This is a genomic window from Oceanicaulis sp. (assembly GCF_965249665.1).
GTDB lineage: Bacteria > Pseudomonadota > Alphaproteobacteria > Caulobacterales > Maricaulaceae > Oceanicaulis.
Map to the genome: position 1 here is coordinate 2149606 of NZ_OZ252247.1, position 26197 is coordinate 2175802.

24 protein-coding genes are annotated in these 26197 nt (G+C 62.6%); 15 read left to right on the plus strand and 9 right to left on the minus strand.

Annotation, left to right across the window (positions count from 1 at the left end; genetic code table 11):
- Nucleotides 1-40: 40 nt before the first annotated feature.
- Nucleotides 41-637, minus strand: a complete 597-nt coding sequence (locus ACP154_RS10360) for a superoxide dismutase (protein ID WP_421859447.1) — start codon at nt 635-637, stop codon at nt 41-43.
- 139 nt (nt 638-776) lie between these two features.
- On the opposite strand from ACP154_RS10360, the gene ACP154_RS10365 reads away from it, so the two are divergent.
- Nucleotides 777-1622, plus strand: a complete 846-nt coding sequence (locus ACP154_RS10365) for a squalene/phytoene synthase family protein (protein ID WP_421859445.1) — start codon at nt 777-779, stop codon at nt 1620-1622.
- On the opposite strand, the gene trmFO is transcribed toward ACP154_RS10365, so the two are convergent.
- Nucleotides 1623-3026 (minus strand): methylenetetrahydrofolate--tRNA-(uracil(54)-C(5))-methyltransferase (FADH(2)-oxidizing) TrmFO, encoded by a 1404-nt coding sequence (trmFO, locus tag ACP154_RS10370; RefSeq protein WP_421859442.1) that lies wholly within the window; start codon nt 3024-3026, stop codon nt 1623-1625. It abuts the gene before it with no gap.
- Between the two features lie 36 nt (nt 3027-3062).
- On the opposite strand from trmFO, the gene ACP154_RS10375 reads away from it, so the two are divergent.
- From ACP154_RS10375 to ACP154_RS10400, 6 genes are all read left to right on the plus strand, one after another.
- Entirely contained in the window at nt 3063-4268 is a 1206-nt protein-coding gene (locus ACP154_RS10375; RefSeq protein WP_424993783.1) for a TonB family protein, read from the plus strand.
- A gap of 8 nt (nt 4269-4276) precedes the next feature.
- Nucleotides 4277-5020, plus strand: a complete 744-nt coding sequence (locus ACP154_RS10380) for a hypothetical protein (RefSeq protein ID WP_421859438.1) — start codon at nt 4277-4279, stop codon at nt 5018-5020.
- A 55-nt stretch (nt 5021-5075) separates the two neighbouring features.
- Complete coding sequence (locus ACP154_RS10385) at nt 5076-5954, plus strand: hypothetical protein (RefSeq protein WP_421859436.1); 879 nt, start codon at nt 5076-5078, stop codon at nt 5952-5954.
- 70 nt (nt 5955-6024) lie between these two features.
- Nucleotides 6025-7026, plus strand: a complete 1002-nt coding sequence (locus ACP154_RS10390; protein WP_421859434.1) for a hypothetical protein — start codon at nt 6025-6027, stop codon at nt 7024-7026.
- Between the two features lie 2 nt (nt 7027-7028).
- A complete protein-coding gene (locus tag ACP154_RS10395; protein WP_421859432.1) occupies nt 7029-7985 on the plus strand; it encodes a hypothetical protein in 957 nt (318 codons plus the stop codon).
- Between the two features lies 1 nt (nt 7986).
- Complete coding sequence (locus ACP154_RS10400) at nt 7987-8967, plus strand: CPBP family intramembrane glutamic endopeptidase (protein ID WP_421859429.1); 981 nt, start codon at nt 7987-7989, stop codon at nt 8965-8967.
- 4 nt (nt 8968-8971) lie between these two features.
- On the opposite strand, the gene uvrA is transcribed toward ACP154_RS10400, so the two are convergent.
- Nucleotides 8972-11854 carry an excinuclease ABC subunit UvrA gene (gene uvrA, locus ACP154_RS10405; RefSeq protein WP_107712914.1) on the minus strand — a complete coding sequence of 961 codons (2883 nt, stop codon included), beginning with the start codon at nt 11852-11854 and terminating at the stop codon, nt 8972-8974.
- 217 nt (nt 11855-12071) lie between these two features.
- Here uvrA and ssb point away from each other — a divergent pair, with 217 nt between their 5' ends.
- Nucleotides 12072-12587, plus strand: a complete 516-nt coding sequence (gene ssb / locus ACP154_RS10410) for a single-stranded DNA-binding protein (protein WP_421859426.1) — start codon at nt 12072-12074, stop codon at nt 12585-12587.
- Between the two features lie 227 nt (nt 12588-12814).
- Nucleotides 12815-13726: an acyl-CoA thioester hydrolase/BAAT C-terminal domain-containing protein gene (locus ACP154_RS10415; RefSeq protein WP_421859423.1), complete on the plus strand. Its 912-nt coding sequence runs from the start codon at nt 12815-12817 to the stop codon at nt 13724-13726.
- Nucleotides 13727-13821: 95 nt separating this feature from the next.
- On the opposite strand, the gene ACP154_RS10420 is transcribed toward ACP154_RS10415, so the two are convergent.
- Together ACP154_RS10420 and ACP154_RS10425 are read right to left on the minus strand one after the other, a co-directional pair.
- On the minus strand, nt 13822-14862 hold the full coding sequence (locus ACP154_RS10420; protein ID WP_421859420.1) for a Kelch repeat-containing protein: 1041 nt from the start codon (nt 14860-14862) through the stop codon (nt 13822-13824).
- The gene (locus ACP154_RS10425; protein ID WP_421859418.1) at nt 14862-15437 is read right to left on the minus strand and encodes a superoxide dismutase family protein; all 576 of its coding nucleotides are present in this window, start codon (nt 15435-15437) and stop codon (nt 14862-14864) included. The genes ACP154_RS10420 and ACP154_RS10425 overlap by 1 nt, the downstream gene beginning before the upstream one ends.
- A gap of 328 nt (nt 15438-15765) precedes the next feature.
- Here ACP154_RS10425 and gyrA point away from each other — a divergent pair, with 328 nt between their 5' ends.
- The 5 genes from gyrA to ACP154_RS10450 are packed head-to-tail and all read left to right on the plus strand — an operon-like array spanning nt 15766 to nt 21132.
- Nucleotides 15766-18525 (plus strand): DNA gyrase subunit A, encoded by a 2760-nt coding sequence (gene gyrA, locus ACP154_RS10430; protein ID WP_421861485.1) that lies wholly within the window; start codon nt 15766-15768, stop codon nt 18523-18525.
- 17 nt (nt 18526-18542) lie between these two features.
- Nucleotides 18543-19157 (plus strand): LysE family translocator, encoded by a 615-nt coding sequence (locus ACP154_RS10435; RefSeq protein ID WP_421859416.1) that lies wholly within the window; start codon nt 18543-18545, stop codon nt 19155-19157.
- Between the two features lie 12 nt (nt 19158-19169).
- The gene (gene coaD / locus ACP154_RS10440; RefSeq protein WP_133722980.1) at nt 19170-19661 is read left to right on the plus strand and encodes a pantetheine-phosphate adenylyltransferase; all 492 of its coding nucleotides are present in this window, start codon (nt 19170-19172) and stop codon (nt 19659-19661) included.
- Nucleotides 19661-20653 (plus strand): peptidylprolyl isomerase, encoded by a 993-nt coding sequence (locus ACP154_RS10445; protein ID WP_421859413.1) that lies wholly within the window; start codon nt 19661-19663, stop codon nt 20651-20653. The genes coaD and ACP154_RS10445 overlap by 1 nt, the downstream gene beginning before the upstream one ends.
- Before the next feature lie 26 nt (nt 20654-20679).
- Nucleotides 20680-21132 carry a peptidylprolyl isomerase gene (locus ACP154_RS10450; RefSeq protein WP_107712921.1) on the plus strand — a complete coding sequence of 151 codons (453 nt, stop codon included), beginning with the start codon at nt 20680-20682 and terminating at the stop codon, nt 21130-21132.
- Between the two features lie 69 nt (nt 21133-21201).
- On the opposite strand, the gene ACP154_RS10455 is transcribed toward ACP154_RS10450, so the two are convergent.
- Nucleotides 21202-22176: an endonuclease/exonuclease/phosphatase family protein gene (locus ACP154_RS10455; protein WP_421859410.1), complete on the minus strand. Its 975-nt coding sequence runs from the start codon at nt 22174-22176 to the stop codon at nt 21202-21204.
- Between the two features lie 82 nt (nt 22177-22258).
- Between ACP154_RS10455 and queA the strand changes: the two genes are divergently transcribed.
- Nucleotides 22259-23323 carry a tRNA preQ1(34) S-adenosylmethionine ribosyltransferase-isomerase QueA gene (queA, locus tag ACP154_RS10460; protein WP_421861482.1) on the plus strand — a complete coding sequence of 355 codons (1065 nt, stop codon included), beginning with the start codon at nt 22259-22261 and terminating at the stop codon, nt 23321-23323.
- Here the strand turns inward: queA and ACP154_RS10465 are convergent.
- The 3 genes from ACP154_RS10465 to ACP154_RS10475 all read right to left on the minus strand — a co-directional run bounded on the left by ACP154_RS10465 (nt 23320) and on the right by ACP154_RS10475 (nt 26185).
- Nucleotides 23320-24267, minus strand: coding sequence for a calcium/sodium antiporter (locus ACP154_RS10465; protein WP_421859407.1), 948 nt, complete (start codon nt 24265-24267; stop codon nt 23320-23322). The two genes, queA and ACP154_RS10465, sit on opposite strands and share 4 nt — an antisense overlap.
- A 127-nt stretch (nt 24268-24394) precedes the next feature.
- Nucleotides 24395-24550: a hypothetical protein gene (locus ACP154_RS10470; protein ID WP_421859404.1), complete on the minus strand. Its 156-nt coding sequence runs from the start codon at nt 24548-24550 to the stop codon at nt 24395-24397.
- A gap of 87 nt (nt 24551-24637) precedes the next feature.
- A complete protein-coding gene (locus ACP154_RS10475) occupies nt 24638-26185 on the minus strand; it encodes an acyl-CoA carboxylase subunit beta (RefSeq protein WP_421859402.1) in 1548 nt (515 codons plus the stop codon).
- Between the last annotated feature and the right edge of the window lie 12 nt (nt 26186-26197).

The window sequence follows — 26197 nt, forward strand, 5'->3', positions numbered from 1 at the left end:
ACCTCACCGCAGCCGCTTCCTACGTCAATGCATAATCAGATCAGGCGCTCGCCAGATTCTGGTTTGCGAAGTCCCAGTTCACGAGCTTGTCCAGGAAGTCGGAGATATAGTCCGGGCGACGGTTCTGGTAGTCGAGATAATAGGCGTGCTCCCACACATCCATGGTCAGAAGCGGGGTGACGCCGTCGGTGATCGGGTTTTCAGCGTTCAGCGTCTTGCGCACTTCAAGCGTGTCGCCGTTCTTGACCAGCCAGGCCCAGCCCGAGCCGAACTGGCCGGCGCCGGCGGCTTTGAATTCCTCGACAAACTTGTCATAGGAGCCAAAGGACTTGTCGATGGCGTCCGCGATGGCGCCCGTCGGCTTGCCGCCGCCATTGGGCTTCATGGAGTGCCAGTAGAAGGTGTGGTTCCAGATCTGGGCGGCGTTGTTGAACACGCCCATATTCTTGTCAGCCCAGCTTTTCTTGATCAGCTCTTCCAGGCTCAGGCTTTCAAGGTCGGTGCCTTTGACAGCGTCATTGGCCTTGTCGACATAGGCTTTATGGTGCTTGCCATGGTGGAAGCTCAGGGTTTCCGCAGAGATATGCGGCGCCAGAGCGTCTTGGGCGTAGGGCAGGTCGGGAAGAGTGAACGCCATGTCGGCCTCCTTTGGGAGTTTGAGCGAGAGGGTGCTCATAGGGTGCGGCGGCCGTTTGGAAGACCGCCATACTCAGGTATTACGCACGAGCTAGATATGGGTTCAAACCCGTATGTGTCTACCGGCGAGAGAGAATAGCGTGACCGATTTCGACAGCTTGTTAGCCGCCAATGACCCTGAACGCCGGGCTGCAGCCCTGTTTGCCCCTGTGGAGCTGCGCGCGCGCCTTTTTGCGCTGTATGCCTTTTATCATGAGATTGCGCAGATTCCCGACAAGGTGTCTGAGCCGGTCATTGGCGAAATGCGTCTGGCCTGGGCGCGCGAAGCGGTCAGTGACCTGTTCGCCGATCCGCCGAAAGTGCGCCGCCACGATATCTACGAAGCGGTGTCTGAGCTGCGTGAAGCGCCCGGCGCCCCCGATCAGGCGGCGCTGACAGGACTGGTTGAGGCGCGTACGGCGGATCTGGGCGAGGGGCCTTTCCCGACCCGTGAAGACCGCCGTGACTATGTAGACCGCACGTCCGGGGCCTTGATCCAGCTCGCGGCGCGTCTGCTCAAGCCCGACCTTGATCTGGGGGGAGAGCCTGGTGTGGCGATCACGGCGGCCGGGCGGCTGTGGGGGTTCTCCGGTCTGCTGCGCGCCTTCGCGCCATTGGTGCAGGCGGGGCGTCCGCCCTTCTGCGCCGACGAGCTGGCCGGCGCTGATCTGAGCGAAGCGGATCTGGCGGCGGGCCGCAAACCGGACGCCGCGAAAGCCGCGCTTTCAGGATTGCTGAACGAAGCGCAGGACGCCGCCGGCCTGCTAAGCCGCACCCGCAGCGCGCTTCCCGCCGAGGTCTTCCCGGCGCTCGGCTATGTCAGCCTAGCGCGCGGCTATCTCAAAAGCGCTCAGGCGTTGGAAGACCCTTATCGTGAACAGATCGAGCGCGCGCCCTTCGGACAGAATGCGCGCCTGACCTGGGCGTCGCTCACGGGGCGGGTCTAGCTATTCAGCCGCTTGAGAAAATCCATGGAGCCAGGCGTCGCAATCTGACAGCGCCCGTGCGCTCATGGCGCGTTTCTTGGCGACGGACTTCTCCTTGCCCTTCAGGCGCTTGCCCTCGGCGTCCTTGGTGGGCGCCTCGATATCCGGGAAGAGGCCGAAATTGACGTTCATCGGCTGGAACGCGCCTTTCTTGCCCGGCACATGCCCTGTGGTGATGTGGGTCAGCAGCGCGCCGAGCGCCGTGGTGGGCGGCGGCGGGGTGACGGCCCGCCCCAACTTCTCAGCCGCTGCGAAGCGGCCTGCCAGAAGCCCCATGGAGGCGCTTTCCACATAGCCTTCAACGCCGGTGATCTGGCCGGCGAAGCGCAAGGCGGGACGCGCTTTCAGACGCATCAGGCCATCCAGCAGCTTGGGCGAATGCAGGAAGGTGTTGCGGTGAATGCCGCCCAGACGCGCGAAACTGGCGTTCTCGAGCCCCGGGATCATCTTGAACACGTCTGCCTGAGCGCCGTATTTCATCTTGGTCTGGAAGCCGACCATGTTGAACAGCGTGCCCAGCGTGTTGTCCTGGCGCAGCTGGACCACCGCATAGGGCTTGGTCTCGGGATCATGGGCGTTGGTCAGGCCGCGCGGCTTCATCGGGCCGTGGCGCAGGGTTTCACGCCCGCGTTCGGCCATCACTTCGATGGGCAGGCACGCGTCGAAATAGGGCGTGTCCTTCTCCCACTCCTTGAACTCGGTCTTTTCCGCCGCCAGCAGGGCGTCCACGAACGCCTCATACTGGTCCTTGTCCATGGGGCAGTTGATATAGGCGGCCTTGTCTTCCTCGGTCTCGCCCTTGTCATAGCGCGATTGTTTCCACGCCACGTCCATATTGATGGAGTCGGCATAAAGGATCGGTGCGATGGCGTCGAAAAAGGCCAGCTCGCCCTCTTCGGTCGCGGCGTGGACGGCTTCGGCCAAAGCCTGGGAGGTGAGGGGGCCGGTGGCGACGATGACGCTGTCCCAGTCCTCGGGCGGCAGGCCGGTGATCTCCTCGCGAACGATCTCGATATTGGGATGGTTTTCCAGCGCTGCGGTCACTGCTTGGGAGAAGGCCTCCCGGTCCACCGCCAGGGCGCCGCCGGCGGGCACCTGATGTTGATCGCCCATCGCCATGATCAGCGATCCGGCGCGGCGCATCTCTTCGTGCAGCAGGCCCACGGCGTTCGTTTCTGCATCGTCAGAGCGGAACGAGTTTGAGCACACAAGCTCAGCCAGGCCTTCAGTCTGGTGAGCGAAGGTGCCGCGCACGGGGCGCATCTCATGGAGCACGACGCGCACGCCGGCGTTCGCGGCCTGCCAGGCCGCTTCAGAGCCGGCCATGCCGCCGCCAATAATGTGGATCGGGGTCATATCTGTCATGGCGCGTCATATAGGCGGGAAGGCGGCGCGGCTCAATTGTCGACCGCCGTAGCCTGCTTGACGAATATAGAAACGCCTTTCATCTTTCAGGGGAAATGGGGGGCGAAGATGCGATTTTTCAGTGTTTTGATCGTGTGGCTAAGCGCGACGGCCATGGCGATTGGTCAGGACGAGCCGCTACCGGACAGCGTCACGACGCCGTATCTGGCTTATGAAGCGGCTGTTGAAGCGGGCGACGACCAGGCGGCGGCTGAGAGCTCTGAGCAGGCCTGGCGTGCTGGGCGAGATGCCCGGATTGCCCCTAGCATTCTGGCGACTCTCGCCGAGAACGCAGGGTTTTATGCCCGCCGCACTGGACGGTATGACATAGCGGAAGATGCTTTTCTAAACGCGGCTGAGCTGAACGAGCGAAGTAACGGTGACGCGGTCGTCAGGGCCCGGGCGCTTCGATACGCCAGCGACGCCCAACTCCGTCAGGGAGAGCATCGTAGCGCTTTTTTGTCCTCCGAGAGGGGCGTTGAAATCATTGAAACCCTGCCGGCCTCTCCGGCTGCTGAAACGGAAGCCGCCTTGGCACATGCCTATATGTCCAGTTCGCGCTGGGCTCGGGGGCAGTACCAGAATGCCGGGTTTCACGGGGAGCGCGCAATGCAGGCCGCTCGGCGCGCCGGTATTCAGACGGCTCCCGTATTCGGCGTGGCCGCGTTTCAAGCGGGCGCTTACTATTCATACGAAGACAGGCCGCTAGAGGCCGCGTACTGGATGACCGTGGCCAGGACTCTGCTGTCACAAGGTGGGGGCGACAGTGACCTCAGCGATGCGGCCGAGGCTTGGGGCAGCATGGAGCGTGCAGAATTAAACGCCGACCAACGTGCCGAGCTGTTTGAGCGACTGCTGGCCGATAATGTCTATAAGTCAGTTGATGAAAGTGAAGTGGAGGCGAACGCGTTCGTAGCGGTTGAAGGGTTCGTGGATACCGTTGTCATAGAGCGGAGGCCGCCTGCATACCCACGCGACGCCGCATGGGCGGGCGTTGAAGGGATTGCGTTGATGCGGTTTGATGTGAATGAAGAAGGGCGGCCCGAAAACGTAGAGGTGGTTTACTCCATTCCTTACCGGGAATTTGGCGAAGAAGGCGTGCGCACTGTTCGCCGCTGGCGTTATGAGCCTGCGACACAAGATGGCGTTCCGATTGTTCGCAGGGGTGTTACGACCCGGCTTGATTATCAGCTCGCAGACTAGAAACTGAGATGCTCTGGGTTTTTCTCGGTATTCTGACGCTTCTTGATGGCGCCTCCAATACCGCTGAACCGCTACAGGTATCGGAGACCGAACTTGCAACAGCTTGGGCGAGTGGGGACGTGCGTGAGGCGCGTTCGGTTTTTGAGGCAGCTTTCAATGCAGCGTCACAGGGACCTTGTCCGATCAGTCCATATAGTGCTGAGCTGGCCTATCGGACGGGTCTGCTGATGCGGTCTGGTTACCATTTTAATATGGCGCTCAAGATCGATGATCAGGTTGACTCTTTAAGCGACACTCAGCGCGAAGTCGCCCAGAGCATGCGCTCAGAGCCAGGTGAATATCAGCATGAGGATCGTCAATTCCTCTTCTCTCCCTACACGGCCAGACCCGCAGATCTTGCTGTCTGTCGCGACGTGCCGTTCCCTGAGTTGCCGACGGCTCTCGCTGGGCAGGGAGATCGGGCTGTCTTCTACATGCGCAGTCATTGGGAGCGCCTCGTAGTACAGCGAGAACTGTCCGGGAGAACCGTATCAGACCTTGAACTGACAGACGTGGTTGTGCTTGACGGATACCCCCTTTCTGAAGGGCCTGAATTGGCGTCGCGGCTCACTGGACTGCGAATGTACGGGGAAGACGGGGGCTGGATCGTTGAGCACTATTCGTTTTCGCCCTGCCACAACTTTAGTTACCGGCGACATTTGCAAACCGTTTGCAGGCCCGGTTTCGAAGGTGAAGTTCTACGCCAAGACTGAACAACCTGAAGCGATCTCCTTGGCCTGACCCTCATTTCGGGCTAACTGCAGCGTCATGAAACTGATCGATCTTCGCGCCGTGGGCGCCGCTTACCGTTTTGTCCTGGAAAATCCCGCTCCCGTTCTGGCGGCGAGCGCGCTTTATGGCGTCGTGTTCGCCGTTCAGTCCTTGATGACGGCTTATGCGGGCGCCTATGCGCCGGGCGCAGCGCCGGCGGCGATCGCCTTCATGGCGGTGGCGTTCGGCGCCTTCGTCATCGGCTGGGCCAGCCTGGGACGTCTGGCGCTGGGCATTCCGAAAAAAGGCTTTTTCGGCCTGACCCTGGGCGGCGATGAAGGGCGGCTGATCTGGGCTTTGTTCCTGGTTGTGCTGTTGCTGGTGATCATCCTGATGACGGCGGGCGTGGCCATGGCCTTCATGATCGCCGGTCTCGCCTTCACCGAGATGGATCCCGGCGCGCCGCAACCCGACGGATACGTCAATCTGTTCGAGCTTATGGGACCGGTCGCGCTGGCGGTGTCCTTCGCCCTGATCGCGGTGTTCGCAGTGTTCAGCCTCTGGCTGATCACGCGCTTGGCGCTGACCGCGCCCGCGACTTTGGAGGCCGGCGCCATCAGGGTGTTGTCCATCTGGCCGGCGTCGCGCGGGCGCAGCGTCGAAATCGCGCTGACGGGTTTGGCCAGCCTGGCGCCCGGCATCCTTGCACTGATCCTCCTGAATGCGATCTGTGTCGCACTCCTGGGCGCAGGCCCGGCCATTGCTCAATCAGCCTCTGGAGAGGCGGGGGCCTTGATCGTGAACCCGGCACTTTTCCTTCTGGCAAGCGCAATCTACGGCGTTGCAAAGATTGCGCTTCTGGCGGCGCCATTGATTGCGGCCCTGTGTGCGCTTTATAGCGTATACAAGGTGAAGGGCGACGTTTCTTCCGATTAAGGCGAGACCTTCGCGCCCGTCTGAGCTATCGTCTCACGCGAATGCTCTGTTCGGACACGCGGGGGAAAGAATGTCCAAGCCCAGCTATAACTTCATCGACGCCACCTTCTATTTCCTGAAGGTGTTTGGCAAACGCCCAATGAGCGTGGCGTGGATCGGTCTGTGGCAACTGCTGCTGTATGCAGGCTTTGGCGCGCTGATGGTCTACGGATTTTGGCCCCTGTTCGAGCTGGCGCTTGAGTATGGCGACAAAGGGGATCCCAGCGACGCGGAAATGGCGCAGGCCGCCTTGCAAGGCATGGGCTTTTACATGCTGGGCATTGTCGGACTTCTGATCTCCGCTCTGATGATCCAGGGCGCCTGGCTGCGCCTTCTGGCGCGGGATCAGGTGGTGGTCGGGCTGCCGATCCGCCTGGGCGCGGACGAGTTGCGGCTGCTGGTCGTCAATATCGTGCTTTGGCTGTTGATCATGGCGGCTGGCGTGCTGACCGTCGTGCTCTACGCCGTCGTCAACGCCGGGTTCGCCATGGGCGGCGAGCCGGGCGGGGTCGCCGTTCAGGCGCTGGCGAATACGCTTCTGACGGTGATTGTCATCGTCGGCTGGATCATTTTCCTCCTGGGGCTGGCGCCCGCGACGGCGCTGACCGTGCGTCAGCGCGGCATCAAGATCTTTGACGGTTTCGCGGCCGCTGGCGGCGTGATGTTCTGGATGTTCCTGTCCTATGTGGTGCTCTTCTTCGCCATCGCCATCGCCTACCTGGTGCTGAGCGTCCTGCAGCAGGCGTTCTTGATGATCGGATCGTCCGAACTGGTGGGCGCACTGATCAGCTTTGAACAGTCCAGTGATCCGGACCTCATGATGGAGGCGTTTCTGGACGCTCTGGCTTCGCCGTTGTTCTGGGCCATGGCCGTGATCGCCGTGGTCCTGCAGCTGATCTTCGACATTTTCGTGCAAGGCAGCTGGCAAGGCGTCGGCGCCTATGTGGCGGTCCGCCATGACGGCGGTTTCGCGCCCGAAACGCCGCTCGAAGCGCCCGCCGAGTCCGTGGGGCAGGCGCCAAGCGAGGGCTGAGCGTGACGGATAGGGCGACGACGCCGGCTCACCGGTTCACGGTGGGAGGGGCGCTCGGCTTCGGTTTTGACGTGTTTCGGGCGCGGCCAGGAGCGGTGCTGTGTCTTCTGATCGGGCACACCCTGATCTACGTCGCTGTGGCGGTGGGGCAGTTCAGTCTCTTCGGAGAGCTGGCGCGTGCGGGCGTGCAGGCTGCTGAAATGGGCGATGCCGGCGAAGCCTATGCCCTGAGCCTGCAGTTCTCATCGGCCAGTTCGCTCATCTCTCTTCTCGGGCTTCCGCTTTGGATCTGGATGGAGGCGGTTTGGCTCACGCTGTTCATGCGCGGCCGATTCACCCTCTGGCCCGGCTGGGCGGGTCTCGGTCGGCTGACCGTGAGTGGTTTGATCCTGTTCGGCGTTTATCTGGCGGCCTTTCTGGTCCTGTTTGTCGTCATGATGATCGGTGTTGTGTTTGCGATACTGGCCGCAGAGAGCGGGACCGGCGACAGCGCAGTCGCCGCCTTCGGGGTTGTGATCGCGCTGTGTCTCATTGGCGGTCTGGGCCTGGTCGCTATCTTGTCAGTCTTCTCCGGTCTTCCGGCGCATGCCTTGTCCGGGCGGTTTGATATCGGAGGCGCGATCCGCGCCGGTTGGCGGCATGTGCTCGGCCTAACATTAGCCTGGGTCCTGTTCTTGATTCTCTACATGCTGGTGATGGTCGTCAGTTATGGCGCCATAGGCTTCAGCGTCGGAGAGCGCGTTGCGAATACGTTTGACATGCTGCTTCAGAACCCTGAAGACCCGCTGATCACCATGCGTTTATATGCGCTGTTGATGCCTGGCGTGGACCAGGCATGGATGACTGCGCTCGTACTGACACCGGTGATGTTCAGTATGGGCGTCGTGATGATGATCGGACGCGGGATCAGCGCTAAACTCGCGCTCTCCATGCCTGAACCCGATCAGAAAGCCCCTTGAGATGACCCAAGCTCTTTACGCGCCATGGCCTGAAACTGCGCGGCGCACCTGGGGGTGGGGCGCGATCGGATTAATGGCGGCGGGGTATCTTGTCTCGTCCATTCCCGTTCTGATCGGGACGATCATCTACACCCTCGTTCTGACAGTCTCATCGGGCGAGACCGATCCGCTGGCGGCCCAGCAGGCGTTGAACGAGAATACGCTGACCGTCCTGCTGCCGCTCATGCTGTTGCAGTTCATCTCCTGGGCGGCGATGACCTTGATGTGGCTGAAGCTGTTTGAGCGCCGCCCGTTTTCCACAATCGGCCTAGAGGGGCGGGGCTTTTTCGGGCGCTATATGCTGGGCCTGCCGCTGGGCGTCTGTCTGGTGGTGCTGGTCAGCGCTGTCGCCGCTCTTCTGAGCGTGGGAGCGAGCGCTGCTGACGCCGACACCCTGGGCGCGATGGAGGTCAGCCGCGCGATAACCCAGGCCGCCCTGATTGGCTATGCCGGTTTGTTTCTGGGCTTTCTCATCCAGGGCGGGGTGGAGGAGCTGATCTTTCGCGGCTGGCTGATGAGCGCACTGACTGCGCGCTGGGGCAAGCGCTGGGGCGTCTTCGTCGCCAGCTTCGCTTTTGCGCTCTTGCACGCCCATGTCTTCATCTCGGGGCTGATGTTCGGCGTGCTAGCGCTGTCGGGCATCGGTCTGACTGGACTTGTTTTCTCGCTGACCGCGCTCTGGCGGCGCTCCATCGTCGAAGCCGCCGCCGCCCATGGCGCGTTTAACGCCGTCGCTGTCATCGCGCCCAGTTTCGCGCTGCTGGCGTCAGACCCTGATCAGACGATCAACAGCGCCGTCGCCCAGGTGTTCAGCTCGGCCACCGGCATGGCCGGCGCGGACGCCGTCAGTCTCGGCCCGGAAACCTACGCCCAGCTGATCGCCATGGGCGGGCTGAGCGCTCTGATACTGGCGGGTTTGGTGCTGCGGGGGCGGAAAGACTAAGCCGCTACCCCGCCAGTTTCTTCTGACGCGCCACATCGCGCTCCAAAAGGGGTTTGAGATAGCGGCCGGTCCAGCTCGCCTCGACCTCGGCCACCTGTTCAGGGGTGCCACAGGCGACGATCTGGCCGCCGCCCGAACCGCCTTCTGGGCCCAGATCCAGCAGCCAGTCCGCCGTCTTGATAACGTCGAGATTGTGCTCGATGACGATGACCGTATTGCCTTGATCGACTAGCTCGTGCAGCACTTCGAGGAGCTTACGAACATCTTCAAAGTGCAGGCCGGTGGTGGGCTCGTCGAGGATGTAGAGCGTCTTGCCGGTGGAGCGCTTGGCGAGTTCCTTGGACAGTTTCACGCGCTGCGCTTCGCCGCCTGAGAGCTGGGTCGCGGGCTGGCCGACCTTGAGATAGCTCAGCCCCACCTGTTTGAGCGTCTCCATCTTGTCGCGCACCGACGGGACGGCCTTGAAGAACTCGGCGGCCTCCTCGACGGTCATGTCCAGCACATCGGCGATGGATTTGCCCTTGAAGGTCACTTCCAGCGTCTCGCGATTGAAGCGTTTGCCATGGCAGACATCGCACTCGACATAGACGTCGGGCAGGAAGTGCATCTCGATCTTCACCACGCCATCGCCCTGGCACGCCTCGCAGCGCCCGCCTTTGACGTTGAAGGAGAAGCGCCCCGGCTTGTAGCCGCGGGTCTTGGCCTCGGGCAGGGAGGCGAACCAGTCGCGGATCGGGGTGAAGGCGCCGGTATAGGTAGCCGGGTTGGAACGCGGGGTGCGCCCGATCGGGCTCTGGTCGATATCAATGATCTTGTCGACCTGATCGAGCCCTTCCACGGTGTCGTGGGGCAGGGGCACGGCCGAAGCCTTGTTCAGCCGCCGCGCCGCCGCCTTGTACAGCGTCTCGATCGTCAGGGTGGATTTGCCCCCGCCCGACACGCCGGTCACGCACGTCATCACGCCCAGCGGATAGGCGGCGTCCACGTTTTGAAGATTGTTGCCGGTGGCGCCCTTCACGGTGACCGCACGCTTGAGGTCGACCGGGCGGCGCTGTTCAGGCACGGGCACCATGCGTTGGCCGGACATGTACTGACCGGTCAGGGATTTGGGATTGGCGGCGATCTCCTTGGGCGTGCCCGCCGCAATCACCTCGCCGCCATGAACGCCAGCGGCCGGGCCCAGATCGACCACATAGTCCGCCGTTTCGATGGCTTCTTCGTCATGTTCGACCACCAGCACGGTATTGCCGAGATCGCGCAAGCCCCGCAGGGAATCGAGGAGCCGCGTATTGTCCCGCTGGTGCAGGCCGATGGAGGGCTCGTCGAGCACATACAGAACGCCCGTCAGGCCTGAGCCGATCTGGCTGGCGAGGCGAATACGCTGGCTTTCCCCGCCCGACAATGTGCCGGAGGCGCGGCTGAGTGTGAGATAATCGAGCCCCACATCGACGAGGAACTTCAAACGGTCGCGGATTTCCTTGAGGATGCGCCGGGCGATCTCCTGATCTTTGGCCGAGAGCGTGTCTTCCACGGCTTCAAACCAGCGCAGCGCCGCCTTGATGGATTTCTCACCGGCGATGGAGATGTCCGCGCCGTCGATCTTCACCGCCAGCGCTTCGGGCTTCAGGCGTTTGCCGTCGCATACCTCACAGGGCTGGGCGGATTGGAACCGCGCCAGATCCTCGCGCACCCAAGTAGAGTCCGTCTCGCGCCAGCGCCGCTGAAGGTTCGGCATCACCCCTTCAAACGCCTTGGAGGTGGTGAACTGGCGCAGCCCGTCTTCGTAAGTGAACTTGATCTTGTCCTTGGTGCCATGCAGCACGATCTTGCGAAAGCTCGCATCGAGATCGCGCCAGGGCGTGTACATGCTGGCGCCATAATGGTCGGCGATGGCCTGAAGGGTCTGCTGATAGAGCTTGGACGTCGCCCGGCTCCAGGGCGCGATGGCGCCGTCATACAGCGACTTGTCGCGGTCGGGGACCACCATGTCCTCGTCAAACTCAAGGCTTTGCCCCAGACCGTCACAGGCCGGGCAGGCGCCGAACGGATTGTTGAACGAGAACAGGCGCGGTTCGATCTCTTCAATGGTGAAGCCGCTGACCGGGCAAGCGAACTTCTGCGAGAAGATGATCCGCTCGCCCGTCTTGTGCTCGCCATGATCTGACGCAAACTCGGCCATGGCGATGCCGTCCGCCAGTCGCAGCGCGGTCTCCAGGCTGTCGGCGAGGCGCTGTTCCAGCCCTTCCTTGGTGACCACCCGGTCCACGACCACGTCGATATCGTGCTTGAACTTCTTGTCGAGCTCGGGCGCGTCTTCGAGGGCGTAGAACTCGCCATCCACCTTCACGCGCTGGAAGCCCTGTTTGAGCAGCTCGGCGAACTCCTTGCGGTACTCGCCCTTGCGGCCGCGCACGATGGGCGCCAGCAGATAGAGCCGCGCGCCGTCGCCCAGCGCGGTGATCTTGTCCACCATCTGCGAGACAGTCTGCGCCGAGATCGGCTCGCCGGTGGCGGGCGAATAGGGCACGCCCACCCGCGCCCAGAGAAGGCGCATATAGTCATAGATCTCGGTCACCGTGCCCACGGTGGAGCGCGGGTTTTTAGAGGTGGTCTTCTGCTCGATCGAGATGGCGGGCGAGAGGCCCTCGATAGAGTCCACATCCGGCTTGCTCATCAGCTCCAGGAACTGGCGCGCATAAGCGGACAAGCTCTCCACATAGCGGCGCTGGCCCTCGGCGTAGATGGTGTCAAAGGCGAGCGAGGACTTGCCCGAGCCCGAAAGGCCCGTAAACACGATCAGCTCGTCACGCGGCAGGTCCACCGACACGCCCTTGAGATTGTGCTCGCGCGCGCCGCGCACGGAGATGGTTTTGAGTTTGTCAGCCATGGATGACGCAAAGTCCTTGATTGGCGGTCGGGCAGGCGTATCGGGCGTTACTTAGGGCTCTGGCAGGGTTCTATCCACCGTGTAGGCGCCGACAGCGGCGCCCGGCGATGGACTCGGGCTGCGGGATAGGCTTCGTTAACATCCGACTCGCGCCTTGATTGACGCGCGGAACGGAATGTGAACAAATACGACGCGAAAGACAAGCGGGAGACGCGGTATGGCTGGTTCTGTAAACAAGGTGATCCTGGTGGGCAATCTGGGCGCAGACCCCGAAGTGCGGCGCCTGAATTCCGGCGACCCGGTGGTCAATCTGCGGATCGCCACGTCTGAAAACTGGCGCGACAAGTCCACCGGCGAACGCCGCGAGAAGACCGAATGGCATAATGTCGTGATCTTTAACGACAACCTCGCCAAGGTCGCGGAGAACTATCTGAAGAAGGGCTCGAAGGTTTACATCGAAGGTCAGCTTCAGACCCGCAAATGGCAAGATCGCGACGGCAACGACAAATACACCACCGAAGTGGTGCTTCAGCGCTATCGCGGCGAGCTGACCATGCTGGACGGCCGCGGCGAAGGCGGCGGCGACCGCATGGGCGGCGGCTATAACAATAACCAGATGGATGATCGCTCCGGCGGCGGCCAGGGCGGCTATAACCAGGGCGGCGGTCAGCGCAGCAACGCCCCGCGCGAGGACTTCACCTCCGACACCCTCGACGACGACATCCCGTTCTAGGGTGTTATTGACTCGCCTCTTGGGTGTGTAAGGATCAACCCGGTGCCTGGCGCCGGGTTTTCATGTGTGGAATGATGCTGCTTGCTCGTCTTTTGATCGCTGGTCTTTTGATGGCGGGACTCTTCTCGTCAGCCCGTTCACTCAGGGCTCAAGAGATGCATTTGCAGGCCCCGCTTTCTCCTGAGATAGCAGAGCGACTTGAGGAGAATGCCCACCTTGATGGGCGAATGAGCTATGAGGTCCACAAGCGCGGCTTCATCGGTGATATCGCCGTCATGGATCTGGAGCTCCAGGAGGCTGGCAGCCTGCCGCCCTTGATCATCATGGTTGGCGGATCCGAGGGCGGGTGGTTAGGGAGAAGCTCAGGTCTAAGCCCTGCTGGATATTTGGGCCAGTTGCTCGCCGATATGGGCTACAGCATTCGCAATCTTAACCATTTCGGCTTGGAGCGCCTGGGCGATTCTTGGGGTGAGGATCTTCGTCCGCCGCGTCTGTTTGACCGAAATCTAGAACCCTTCGCTGAAGTTCTGAACGATGCGCGTCAGACCCGGGGCGCCACGAACCGGTGCGTGGGGTTTGTTGGCGTCTCAAGGGGTGGCGAACTGACCTTGTTGCTGGCCGCTTATGAGGCGGACCTGAATAGTTCGGAGACGCGCCTGTTTGATGCCGCCGTCGCCGCCGTGCCTAGTCATGTAGTCTGGCAAGGGCCGCACCGTACATTGAGAATACGGTCGAGTTGGGCGCTGGGAGGTGAGCCTTTGGATTTCGTACCGTTTCCTTGGCTCTCAATCCACACACCGAGGGTCTTGTTGAGGCGCGCCAGTTCGACGGCGTCTTCTGAGCAGGCTTTGCGTAACGATGCTGCCGTTGAAAGAGCCTTGATCCCGGTCGAGCGGATCGAGGCTCCTGTCTTGCTTCAAGGGGCTTTGGACGATCATCTCTGGCCGTCAGCGGAGATGGCGGATGCAGCTTTTCGCCGGGCCGAGGCGCTCAATCCCGACCATGGATTGGTGTTGAAGCAGTATCCAGTGGATCATTATGTCTTGTCATACCCGGACGCCATAGCGGACGCCGCGATCTTTCTGGATGACACCCTGCGGCAAGCCCATAGTGAGGGGCGGTGTGAAGCCAGTTACTGATAATGGTGGCGGGTATGGTTTGCGTCACGCTTAAGCGAATTGAAAAAGCCCGGCGCAGCGCGCCGGGCTTTTTACTGTTCAGCGTGGCTCTGGCCTCAGGGCGTGAACCAGCTCAGCATTGCGGTGGTCTGACTGCCGCTGGGCTGGGCGGCGCCGCCGATGGTGGCGATCTCTGAGCCGACGGTCACCGCGCCCAGCCCATGACGGGGCGTGGGCATGCGTCCGATCTCGGCCCAGCTGTCAGATATCGGGTCATAGCGCCAGACCTGGGCGTAGACGCCGCCGCCGGAATTATCAAACCACTCGCCGCCAAAGACATAGAGCGCGCCATCGAGGCTGGCGGCGGCGAGGCCGCCGGCGCCGCGCGGTCCGGCTTCGGGTTCAGGCAGGGGCGCGCGGGTCTCCCAGCTGTCGCTTTGCGGATCATAGGCCTCGTGGACGGGCGTGTTGCCGCCGGTCACCGTACGGCCGCCCACCACATGCAGGCGTCCGTCCAACGCGGCGCCCGCTGCGGAATTGCGTGCGGTGGGGGCGGGGGCTGCGACCGACCAGGTCTGGGCGGCGGGATCCAGAACGATATGCGCGTTGGTGTCAGCATGGTCTGACCAGGCTTTATTGGACAGCCCCGCCGGGCGGCGGCCGGTGGCCACATGCAGTCGTCCGTTCAGCGTGACGCAGACCGTCTCCGCATAGGGCTCGGCCATGGCCGCGCCATTGCGCCATGCATTGCGGTCGGGATCAAAAACGCGCACGCCATTGCTCATGGCCCACATCCCGCCGGTCTGTGCGGTGAAGCCGCCGACGGCGTAAATCAGGCCCTCAAGCCCGACCAGGTTGGGATGATGCAGCGGCACGGGCAGGCGCGCCCGCTCACGCCAGCGATCTGCGCTGGGCGCCAGAGAAAAAACGCGATCGGAAACGCCGATCCGACTGCGCCCGACATCCGGGCTCAGGCCGCCCGCCACATAGAGCACGCCATCAAGCACTGCCGGATAGATCTCCTGCACGCGTAACGGCAGGTCGGGACCCGCGCGCCAGCGTGCGTCAGCCCCGTTCTGCGCCAGCGCGCGACCCTCAAGCGACAGGGCGGCGCCGGCGGCGCCCAGTCCGACCAGGGTGTCTCGTCGCGACAGCATTAGTGCGCCGCCTCGATGACGCCGCACACATGGCGCGCGCCTGCGCCGCCAATCGGCTGGCTCATATGATCGTCCTGATTCTCGTGCATGACGAGCGCAGAGCCATTGTCGTCCAGAAGGGCCGGAGCGTCAGTCTCGCCGTTCAGGCTGACCTGGGTGGTGAACAGCTGGGCGCGCAGGGCGCCGTTCTCATGCACATAGATATTGGGCAGGTCGGCATTGTCCGGGCCGTCCGGGTTCAGAAGGCCATGGCTGCGGCCTGATGGATTGATGTGGCCGCCGGAGCTAGTGAAGTCCTCATTGGAGCAATCGCCGATCTCATGCAGGTGCACGCCATGCCAGCCGACAGCGCTTTCGGGCAAACCGTCCATTTCAATGGTGATCAGAACGCCGGTCGGACCTTGCTGGAAGTGGACCTGGCCGATCTCGTTGCGCGCGCGGTCGATCAGGGTGGCGTGCGCCTCGCTAGGGGTATGGGCGTGCGCGCCATGCTGATCCGTAGCCAAGGCCGGGGCGCTGAAAGCGGTGGCGGCCAGGGCTGTCGTCAGGGCGAGGGTGCGAAGGGCGCGGGTCATGAGGCGTCTCCTTTAAAAGCTTGCCTATCAACGTAGGCGGCGTCGGGCGCGATGCGACCCTTTGAGAGGCAGTCTGTGCTGATTTACAACAAAAAACAGGCCCGGTCGCAAATCTGTCCGTAATCGGCGGAGGCAGCCGCGCACCGTGTTTGCCGCCCGTCTCTGGCCTTGCTAGACATAGTCTTTATCCGTGCGCAGGTGATTCACGCCCATTGGGGTGAGCTGCGCCCGACCGACGCCTTTTTACGCGCGCTGTCCCGCTTGGCGAAGACAGGCGCGCGCCAGCCAGGACGAAACGACTTTGAGCGATTTGCCCCCTGAAACGCCCATGGATGAAGACCTGCCCGCCGCGCCGAGCGGCCCGATGGTGTCCATCGAAGACGAGATGAAGCGCAGCTATCTTGATTACGCGATGAGCGTGATCGTCAGCCGCGCCATCCCAGATGCGCGAGACGGGCTGAAGCCCGTGCACCGGCGCATCCTGTGGGCCATGCACGAGGGCGGCTACACCAAGGACAAGGCGTACAAGAAATCCGCCAATGTGGTCGGCGATGTGATGGGTCGCTATCACCCGCACGGCGACAGCGCGATCTATGACGCCCTCGCGCGTATGGCGCAGCCCTTCTCCATGGGGCTGCCGCTGATGGACGGTCAGGGCAATTTCGGCTCCATGGACGGCGATCCGCCCGCCGCCATGCGTTACACCGAAATCCGCATGGACCATCCCGCTGAAGCGCTGCTGGCCGATATCGACAAGGATACGGTCGAGTTTCAGGACAACTATGACGGCTCCAAGCAGGAGCCGATCGTCCTGCCCGCACGCTATCCCAACCTTCTGGTCAATGGCGCCGGCGGCATCGCTGTGGGCATGGCGACCAATATTCCGCCCCATAACCTCAATGAGGTGGTGGACGCCACGATCGCTCTGCTCGACCAGCCTGACATCTCCGATGTTGACTTGCTGGAATTCGTTCCGGCGCCGGATTTCCCCACGGGCGGCGAGATCATCGGCCGCTCCGGCGCGCGTAAAGCGCTTCTGGAGGGGCGTGGCTCGGTCATCCTGCGCGGCAAGACCTCGATCGAGGATATTCGTCAGGGCCGCGAAGCCATCATTGTTCACGAGATTCCCTATCAAGTGAACAAGGCGTCCATGATCGAGAAGATCGCCGAGCTGGTGCGCGAAAAGCGCGTCGAGGGCATTTCCGATCTGCGCGACGAGTCTGATCGTTCGGGCGTGCGCGTCGTGATCGAGCTGAAGAAGGACGCCAACGCCGAGGTGATCCTCAACCAGCTGTATCGCTGGAGCCCGCTGCAAACCTCGTTCGGCGTGAACATGCTGGCGCTGATAGGAGGCCGCCCGCAACAGGCGGGGATGCGCACCTTCCTTGAGACCTTCATCGGTCACCGCAAGGAAGTGGTCGTCCGCCGCACCAAGTTCGACCTCAAGAAAGCGCGTGATCGGGCGCACGTCTTGATTGGTCTGGGCGTGGCCGTCGCCAATATCGACGAGATCATCGCCCTGATCCGCAAAGCGCCCGACCCGCAGACCGCCCGTCAGCAATTGCGAGACAAGGCCTGGCCGGCCAAGGACATCGCGCCGCTGGTGGAGCTGGTGGCGGATCCGCGCTCTCGCATCAAGAACGGCGAGATCCGGCTGACCGAAGAGCAAGCCAAGGCGATCCTCGATCTGCGCCTGCATCGCCTGACGGCGCTGGGCCGCGACGAGATCGGCGATGAAGCCAACAAGCTGGCCGAGACCATCGCCGAGCTGCTGGACATCCTGCGTAGCCCGACCCTGATCCGCGACATTATCCGCAACGAGCTTCTGGACTCCAAGGCCAAGTTCGGTGTGGAGCGCCGCTCGGCGATCATTGAGGGTGATCTGGGGATTGAGGATGAAGACCTGATCCCGCGTGAGGACATGGTCGTCACCCTGACCCATGGCGGCTATGTCAAACGCACCCCGCTCTCCACCTATCGCGCCCAAAACCGCGGCGGCAAGGGCCGCGCTGGCATGGCGATGAAGGATGAGGATTTCGTGGCGACGCTGTTTGTCGCCTCCACCCATGCCCCGCTCCTGTTCTTCAGCTCGGACGGCATGGTCTACAAGACCAAGACCTGGCGCTTGCCGCTGGGCGCGCCCAACACCAAGGGCAAATTCCTCACAAACCTGCTGCCCAGCCTCAATGACGGCGCGTGGATCACCTCGGTGATGGCGCTGCCCGAAGATGAGGATCAGTGGAGCGAGTATGACGTGATGTTCGCCACCACGGCGGGCACCGTGCGACGCAACAAGTTGTCGGACTTCGTTCAGGTCAACCGCAATGGCAAGATCGCCATGAAGCTGGATGAAGACGGCTCCGAAATCCTGGATGTGCGCCTGTGCAACAAGGATCAGGACGTGCTTCTGGTGTCGGCGGCCGGGCGGGCGATCCGCTTCTCGGTGGAAGATGTGCGCGTCTTCGCCTCGCGCAATTCCACCGGCGTGCGCGGCATTCGCCTCAAAGACGGTGATCGCCTGATCTCCATGGCGATCCTGAACCATATCGACGTCACGACCGATGAGGCGCGCGCCTATATGAAGCACGCCAACGCCATGCGGCGTGCGGCGGGGCTGGACGAGGACGACGCCGTCGTCAGCGCACCGGAGGACGGCGAAGCGGCTGCAGAAGTGGCGCTGAGCCCTGAACGCATCGCCGAGCTGGGCGCTGCGGAAGAGTTTGTTCTCACGGTCGCTCAGGACGGCCTGGGCAAGCGTTCCAGCGCGTATGATTACCGTGTCATGGGACGCGGCAATCAGGGCGTGGCTGCGCATGACATGAGCAAGGTCAAGGAGCTGGCGGCGTGTTTCCCGGTCATTGACGGCGACACCGTGATGGCGGTCACCGATGGCGGTCAGCTGATCCGCTTCCCGGTGGACACTGTGCGCATCGCCGCCCGCGCCACCAAGGGCGTGCGGCTCATCCGTCTTGGCGAAGGCGAAAAAGTCGTGTCTGTTGTGCGCATCGCGGAAAGTGATGACGCCAGTGCGGAAGAGGACGGCGGTGAAGCGGGCGACGCCCCGAATGCCCCGGACGCGCCGGAATAGGATAATGGTGAGGCGTAATGCCTGATTTGGGGACCCTGGCGGCGTTCATCGTGGCTGTGAGCATGCTGATGCTCGCGCCGGGGCCGAATGTGGCGGTCATCGCCGCGACCGGCGCGGTTCACGGGCGCCGCGCTGCGCTTCAGGTCGTGCTGGGCGCCACCGCGGCTCAGGGGTTGCAGATCGCGCTTGTTGTGCTGGGCCTTGCGGCCTTGTTGGCGACCTATACCTGGGCGCACGCCGTATTGAAGTGGGCCGGGGTCGCGTATCTGGTCTGGCTGGGGCTCAAGGCGGTGCTGGCCAAATCCGAGCCGCTGGATGGCGCTGCTTTGGCGCCGACGCGGCTCTGGCTTCGGGGCGCGGCCACGGCGCTCGGCAACCCGAAAACTCTAGCCTTTCACGCTGCATTCCTGCCGCTCTTCGTCAATCCGGCTGCGCCCGGAGGCCCACAGCTGGCATTGCTTGGAGCGTTATATCTTTTGATCGCCTTGATCGTGGACGGAGGATATGCGCTTCTTGCCGGGGCGCTTAAGCCCGTTCTCTCGCGGCCAGTCTGGCGCGCACGGGTAAGTCGCACTTCCGGCTTCACTCTGCTCGGTGTTGCAGGTTGGCTCGCGACCCAGCGAGCGAACTGACGAGGACAGCATATGAAAAAGCGCGTCGCGCTCTATCCGGGCACGTTTGATCCCATCACCAACGGCCATCTCGATATTATCGGCCGGGCTGTGAAGCTCTATGACAAGCTGGTGATCGGGGTGGCGCGCAATGACGCCAAGGGGCCGCTCTTCAGCTTCGATGAACGGGTCGAAATGGCGCGCGAGCTGGCGGAATCCGTGGCGGGCGACACCGAGATCGAAGTGTTGCCGTTCGAAGGCCTTTTAATGCATTTCGCCGAGAAGGTCGGCGCCAGCTCGATCATTCGCGGTCTGCGCGCGGTGTCGGACTTTGAGTACGAATTTCAGATGGTGGGGATGAACCAGCGCCTGAATGCGGATATTGAAACCGTGTTCTTGATGGCTGATCCACGCCATCAGGCGATCGCCTCGCGTCTGGTCAAGGAAATCGCCAAGCTCGACGGGGACATCACGCCTTTTGTTCCCGAATTGGTCAAAGCGCGTTTGTTGGAGAAGTTCGTCTAATGGCCCAGAACCTGGAAGGGCGCACCCGCCTGAACGTTCGCTTGCTTGCCACCGCTTGCCTGTCCGCCTTGATGCTGACCGCGTGCGCTGAAGCTGAAACCGACAGCCAAACCCAGGACGCGGCGCCAGAAAACGCAGCGGCTGAAGCTGGAGTACAAACGCCGGTTGCGGCGCCGGGCGCCGATATCATCGCCAATGCGCCTGACAGCGACTGGCGGACTGTAGATGGGGAAGACCTCATCCATATGGTCACCAGCAAGGGCGAGGTTTGGATCGAGCTTCAGGACGAATTCACGCCTGTTCACGCCGCCCGTGTGCGGCAGATGGCCGAAACCGATTGGCTGGACTGGAAAGTCTTCCACCGCGTCATCGACGGCTTCATGGCCCAGGGCGGCGGGGCTGTGGATAATCCCAGCGTTCAGGCGCCGTTTGATCCGATCCAGGCGGAGTTCGGCATTCGCCGCGATCCCAACGCCATCATCGTTGATGAGATTCAAGAGCGCCGCGCCACACGTGACGGCCCGATGGCGCAGGCCGGTTTCTGGGACGGTTTTCCCGTCGGCACACAACCGTCAGCGCTGGCCGGTATTGTCGCCGATGGGCGTGTGGAGAGCTGGCTGCTTCATTGTAACGGCGCCGCCGCCATGGCGCGCACCAATGATCCAAACTCCGCGAACGCCCAGTTTTATATCGTGCGGGGCGACGCCGAGCATCTGAACACTCGGTACACGGTCTGGGGCAAAGTGCGCGTCGGACAGGATGTGGTGGAGAGCCTGAATGTCGGCACCCAGGGGCAGACCCTGGGCTTTCGCCCCGACATCATTGAAGAGTTTGAACTGGCTCGCGACATGACCGATGCGCCGACGGTGCAGGTCATGGACACGCGGTCGGCCAGCTTCACCGCCTATCTTGAAGCCTTGGCCGCCAGCCGTGATAACGGCCGCCTGCCAGATATTTGCGCCATTGACGTGCCTGTGCGCGTCCTCGATTAAGAACCCATCCTCCAAAGGAGACCGTCGTGTCCGACGCCAAGCAAGAACTCGTGTTCACCCTGGAAGGCGGCGATGTCGTCATTCGCCTGCGCCCCGATCTGGCGCCCAAGCATGTCGCCCGGATCACTGAGCTGGCCGCTGACGGCTTTTACGACGGTCTGACCTTTCACCGTGTGATTGACGGCTTTGTCGCGCAGGGCGGTTGCCCGAACGGCAATGGCATGGGCGGATCGGGCCAGAATATCGAGGCTGAGTTCAACGCGGAACCGCATGTGCGCGGCACCATGTCCATGGCCCGCGCCATGGACCCCAATTCCGCCGACAGCCAGTTCTTCATCTGCCTGGACGCTGTGCCCTATCTCGACAACCAGTACACCGTCTGGGGCGAAGTGATCTCCGGCATGGAACACGTGGACGCGCTGCCCAAGGGCGAACCGCCCGCCGAGCCGGGCAAGATCGTCAAGGCGACTGTGCGCTAGATCTGATTTCTGCAAAGGTCTGTGAAACGGGCGGCTCTCAGGGCCGCCCGTTTTCGTTGCAGCGCTCGCTCAGGTTTCGCATCGCTCTACAAGCGTGAACACGGGGCGATGATCTGACCCCGCGTCAGGCGCTGCGCCGGTCTGGGAGGCGCAGAGCCCGTCACTGATCCAGATATGATCAATCCCGAGCATGGGCAAAGGGATCAGACGTTTGGACGGCCAGGTGCGCAAACCATGGGTGACGCGTCTGAGCGGGGCCAGCGCGTGTGTCAGCGCCCGCATCGAAAACCCTTTCTCCGCGGTGTTGAAATCCCCCGCCAGAATCTGGGACTGCTCAGATTGCGCTGCGATCAGCGCGGACAGGCGTTCGCGATGATACTGATAGAGATCAGGACGTGTCGGGCGGGCGAAATGGGTGCTGGTCAGCCGCAAGGGGGCGCCCTGGAAGTCGATCTGCATGAAGGCGGCAGGCACGGTCCGGTATTCATCACACCCTTGATCCAGCACCGGCAGGCGGGAGATCAGGGTCGCCCCCCAGGGACAGCGCACCTGATGGGGATAATCATCCTGAAGGCTTGCAGGGACGTATTGCAGGGCGCCGCCGGTTTCCTGAAGGAAGACCAGATCAAAATCGCCGTCGCGCAGATAGGTGACGGCCGCGTCCGGATCGCGATTGAGGTTCCACAGATTGAATGTGACGAGCCGCAAGGCCTCTCCGGTTTCACTGCGCGGCGGCAGTCTGTCCGGATGCGGGCGAAGCTGGGCGTAGGGAAAAGCCAGAATGATCAGGACCGCACTGGCGGCGAGGCCTACGCGGCGCAGCAGCGTCAGCCCTTTGGGGCGCAGGACGAAGAGAGCCGTTCCCGCCAGCGCGCCAGCTGCGGCAGGCACGGGCCAGATCATGTTGAAGACGTCGGCTTTGGGAAAATAACGGCCCGAGATCAACACGCCATAGGTCAGCGCGAGGCAGATACAGGCGCCCAGACACGCCGTGTATGCGGCAAGGCGCAGAACCGCAGTCAGTGAGGGGGGCGGTTGAAGCATGGGAGATTTATGTCCGGGTGTCTGGCGGGCTGGCGTTGCTATGCGTATATCACCGCCAGCTTGAAGGAATGTTATGACTCAATTGCGACTGACCGATTTTGATTTTCACTTGCCCGAGGACCGGATCGCCTTGCGCCCGGCGCGGCCGCGCGACAGTGCGCGCCTGTTGCTGGTGAAGAATAGCGGGTTGTCGGATTTGGGCGTTCTTGACCTTCCGGACCTGCTCGAACCGGGTGATCTCCTGGTGTTCAACGACACCCGCGTCATTCCGGCGGCGCTGACGGGCGTGCGCCCGGCGCGCGCCCATGGCGGAGGCGGCGATGTGGAGATCGAGATCAATCTGCACAAGCGTGATGACGAGACCGTCTGGCGCGCCTTTGTACGCCCGGCCAAGCGTCTGAAAGAAAACGATACGCTGCACTTCAAAGGCGGGCTGACCGCTCAGGTGACAGACAAGCGCGAGGGCGGCGAGGTCGTGCTGACGTTTGATCGCGCTGGCGTCGCGCTCGACAAGGCCATTGTCGAGGCGGGCGCCCCGCCGCTGCCGCCCTATATCGCCTCAAAACGCGCCGCCGACGCCGCCGATCTTGAGGATTACCAGACGGTCTACGCCGCCCCGGACAAGGCGGGATCCGTAGCGGCGCCAACGGCGGGACTTCACTTCACCGATCGCCTGTTTGAGGCGCTCGACGCACGCGGGGTCAAACGCACGCATGTAACGCTGCATGTGGGGGCGGGAACCTTCCTGCCGGTGAAGACCGAAGATCTGTCCGAGCACCAGATGCATGCGGAATACTACGAGATCAGCGAAGAGACCGCCGCGCTGATCAATGAGACCCGCAAGGCGGGCGGACGCATTATCGCGGTGGGCACCACCTCGATCCGGACGCTGGAAAGCGCGGCGGAGGCGGATGGCACGGTCCGCGCCGAGGCGCGTGACACAGCGATCTTCATCACGCCAGGCTACCGGTTCAAGGTGATCGACGCGCTGATGACCAATTTCCATTTGCCCAAATCCACGCTGTTCATGCTGGTCAGCGCGCTGGCGGGCTTTGAGGAAATGCACGCGGCCTACGCGCATGCGATCAAGCAGGAATACCGGTTTTTCTCGTATGGCGATTCCAGCCTGCTCTGGCGCAAGACCTAGGCGTTTATCGCCAGCCATCCGATATAGGCGGCATAGGCCAGCAAGAAGAGGCCGCCTTCAAGCCGGCTGATGCGCCAGCGCGTGACGGAGACAATCAGCAAGAGCGCCGTGACGGCACACATCACCCAGACATCAAAGCTCTGAATGCTGCGTGGGACCTCAATGGGCGTCACAAGCGCCGTTGCGCCCAGAATGAACAGCACGTTGAAGATGTTGCTCCCCACGATATTGCCAAACGCAATATCGACCTGCTTGCGGCGGGCGGCGGCAAGGGTGGTGACCAGTTCTGGCAGAGAGGTGCCTACGGCCACAACGGTCAGGCCGATCACGGCTTCGGACACGCCCAGCATTTGCGCCACGCTGATCGCGCCCGTTACGAAGAAGCGTGCGCCCAAAATCGTCAGCGCAAGACCGCCGATGAAGAAGGCGATGGCGCGCCAGACAGGGATGCGGACGGGATCCAGCGGGGCGCTCACAGAGACGTCGCCTGCCGTTTGCGGCGCCCTCAGCCCGCTCCAGACCGTGAACACCAGATAAGCCAGCAAGGCGAGAATGAAGACGGCGCCAAACAGCGATGTCAGCTGGCCATAGGCGATCATTACGGCGCACAGGAGAGTGGAGAGCGCCAGCACCAGTCCGTCGCGGCGGAAAGCAGTCTTGTCGATGGCGATGGGCGCCAGAATGGCCGCTGCGCCCAGGATCAGCAAGATGTTGGCGATATTGCTGCCGACCACATTGCCGATGGCGATGCCGGGCGAGCCCAGAGACGCCGCCTGTAGGCTGGTGACGAGCTCCGGCATGGACGTGCCAAAGCCCACCAGCGTCAGGCCGATCACCAGCGGCGGCAGTCCTGCACGACGGGCGAGATCAGACGCGCCGCGTACCAGCATGTCGCCGCCGAACACCAATCCGGCAAGACCGAGCCCGAGATAGACCAGTTCCATGACTGCGCCCGCCAGCTCGACCGGGACTGATGGCGGCTGCGATCAGGGAGCCCGGGAGCGGTGCAAACATGGGATGCGCTGTTGCCAGAGGCAATCAGCCTGGCGGTGCGGACTGCGAATAATTCCGCTACTCCGCCGGGCAATAGACGCCGTTATCCACCTCGTCATAGCCCTGGCGGCTAAGATACATCGCGCAGCCGCAGGCAAGATCGGGGTCGGCTTTCACAGTTTCCTCGTCATCCAGCACCATCAGGCACAGATATTCGTACTCGTCTTTCATCATGGCGCGCTCCTTTGTGCTGAGCCCATCCTGCGCCCGCCCTGCGATCACGGTCCAATCGATAGTTTGTGTAGTTTGTAGTGAGCTGGCCTATGGCCGGTAACGTGTGCCCGGCTTGTCCCGCGTCCGCAGCTTGGCGGTGAGATTCGCGAACTCCGTCAGCAAGGGCCGGGTTTCGGCGGGATCAATGATCTCCTCGATCCAGAACCGCTCGGCGGTTTTGAACGGGTCGGATAGATCACGCATGCGGCTACGCAGCTCTTCTTTAAGCGCTTCGGGATCTTCAGCTTTTTCCAGCACGGATTTGAACGCGGCCTCCACCCCGCCTTCAAGCGGCAGGGAGCCCCAGTCGCCCGACGGCCAGGCATAGCGGTAGCGAAAGCGGGTATGGTCCATCATCGCGGCCCCCGCCACGCCATAGGCCTTGCGGATCAGCATGGTGCACCAGGGCACGCTGGCCTGGTAAATCGCCGACAGGGCGCGGGCGCCATGGCGGATCGTGCCAGCGCGCTCGGCGCGGGTTCCGATCACAAAGCCCGGCACGTCCACGAAATGCACCACCGGCAGGCGGAAGGTTTCCGCCAGATCCACAAACCGGACGATCTTCTGCGCGGCTTCCGCCGTCCAACCGCCGCCATAGACATTGGGATTGCTGGCGAGCACCGCGACCGGCCAGCCGTCGAGGCGTGCCAGCGCCGTGATCACCGAGCTGCCAAAATGACGACCCATCTCGAACACGCTGCCGCGATCGAGCGTCGTGTTAAGGATGGCGCGCATGTCATAGCCGAAGCGCTTGTCGCGCGGCACAATCTCGCGAAGGCTGTCATCAATGCGGGCGGGATCATCTGAAGATTGAATGCGGTCGGCGGCGTCGCCCGCCATGTCCGGCAGATAGGAGAGGAACCAGCGCGCCGCCTCCATGGCGTCCGCTTCGCTGGCATAGGCGTCGTCCGCGGCGCCCGCGGCGAGCTGCAGGTCAGCCCCTCCAAGCTCTTCCTTGGTCACATGCTCGCCCACGCCCGCCACCACGGGCGGGCCGGCGATGAACATTTGCGACTGGCCTTTGACCATGACGCAATAATGCGACGACACGGCCCGCGCTGCGCCTAGACCCGCCACGGGACCTAGCGCGAGCGACACCACCGGCACCCGCTCGAGATTGGCGACCACCTGGTCCCAGGCCGGATTAAACGGCACATAGCTCGCGCCCATGTCGAGAATGGATTTGACCGATCCGCCGCCGCCCGTCCCCTCGATCAGCCGGATCAGCGGCAGGCCCAGCTCGCCCGCCATCTTTTCCGCCTCGATCTGTTTTTCGACAATGGCGGCATCCGCCGCGCCGCCGCGAACGGTGAAATCATCTGCGACCACGGCGACCGGGCGCCCGCGAACCGTGCCGCGCCCGAAAATGCAATTGGCCGGGGAGAAGCCCTCAAAACCGCCCTCTGCATTTGTGCGCGCTTTACCGGTAAGCGAGCCAATTTCACGGAAACTGCCCGGATCAAGCAAAAGATCCAGCCTTTCCCGGACGTTGAGCCGACCTGCCGCTTTCTGACGAGCGAGCTTTTCTGCTCCGCCCATGTTATGGGCCAGCGCCTGACGCTTGCGCAAATGGGCGATTTCGTCTTTCCAACTCACTCAACTCTCTCC

Excerpts from the sequence above, each read along its gene's own strand:
- ACP154_RS10360 (WP_421859447.1), bottom strand. The coding sequence starts at position 637 with ATGGCGTTCACTCTTCCCGACCTGCCCTACGCCCAAGACGCTCTGGCG.
- trmFO (WP_421859442.1), bottom strand. The coding sequence starts at position 3,026 with ATGACAGATATGACCCCGATCCACATTATTGGCGGCGGCATGGCCGGC.
- ACP154_RS10380 (WP_421859438.1), top strand. The coding sequence starts at position 4,277 with ATGCTCTGGGTTTTTCTCGGTATTCTGACGCTTCTTGATGGCGCCTCC.
- ACP154_RS10385 (WP_421859436.1), top strand. The coding sequence starts at position 5,076 with ATGAAACTGATCGATCTTCGCGCCGTGGGCGCCGCTTACCGTTTTGTC.
- ACP154_RS10390 (WP_421859434.1), top strand. The coding sequence starts at position 6,025 with ATGTCCAAGCCCAGCTATAACTTCATCGACGCCACCTTCTATTTCCTG.
- ACP154_RS10400 (WP_421859429.1), top strand. The coding sequence starts at position 7,987 with ATGACCCAAGCTCTTTACGCGCCATGGCCTGAAACTGCGCGGCGCACC.
- uvrA (WP_107712914.1), bottom strand. The coding sequence starts at position 11,854 with ATGGCTGACAAACTCAAAACCATCTCCGTGCGCGGCGCGCGCGAGCAC.
- ssb (WP_421859426.1), top strand. The coding sequence starts at position 12,072 with ATGGCTGGTTCTGTAAACAAGGTGATCCTGGTGGGCAATCTGGGCGCA.
- ACP154_RS10415 (WP_421859423.1), top strand. The coding sequence starts at position 12,815 with ATGAGCTATGAGGTCCACAAGCGCGGCTTCATCGGTGATATCGCCGTC.
- ACP154_RS10420 (WP_421859420.1), bottom strand. The coding sequence starts at position 14,862 with ATGCTGTCGCGACGAGACACCCTGGTCGGACTGGGCGCCGCCGGCGCC.
- ACP154_RS10425 (WP_421859418.1), bottom strand. The coding sequence starts at position 15,437 with ATGACCCGCGCCCTTCGCACCCTCGCCCTGACGACAGCCCTGGCCGCC.
- gyrA (WP_421861485.1), top strand. The coding sequence starts at position 15,766 with ATGGATGAAGACCTGCCCGCCGCGCCGAGCGGCCCGATGGTGTCCATC.
- ACP154_RS10435 (WP_421859416.1), top strand. The coding sequence starts at position 18,543 with ATGCCTGATTTGGGGACCCTGGCGGCGTTCATCGTGGCTGTGAGCATG.
- coaD (WP_133722980.1), top strand. The coding sequence starts at position 19,170 with ATGAAAAAGCGCGTCGCGCTCTATCCGGGCACGTTTGATCCCATCACC.
- ACP154_RS10445 (WP_421859413.1), top strand. The coding sequence starts at position 19,661 with ATGGCCCAGAACCTGGAAGGGCGCACCCGCCTGAACGTTCGCTTGCTT.
- ACP154_RS10455 (WP_421859410.1), bottom strand. The coding sequence starts at position 22,176 with ATGCTTCAACCGCCCCCCTCACTGACTGCGGTTCTGCGCCTTGCCGCA.
- ACP154_RS10465 (WP_421859407.1), bottom strand. The coding sequence starts at position 24,267 with ATGGAACTGGTCTATCTCGGGCTCGGTCTTGCCGGATTGGTGTTCGGC.
- ACP154_RS10470 (WP_421859404.1), bottom strand. The coding sequence starts at position 24,550 with ATGATGAAAGACGAGTACGAATATCTGTGCCTGATGGTGCTGGATGAC.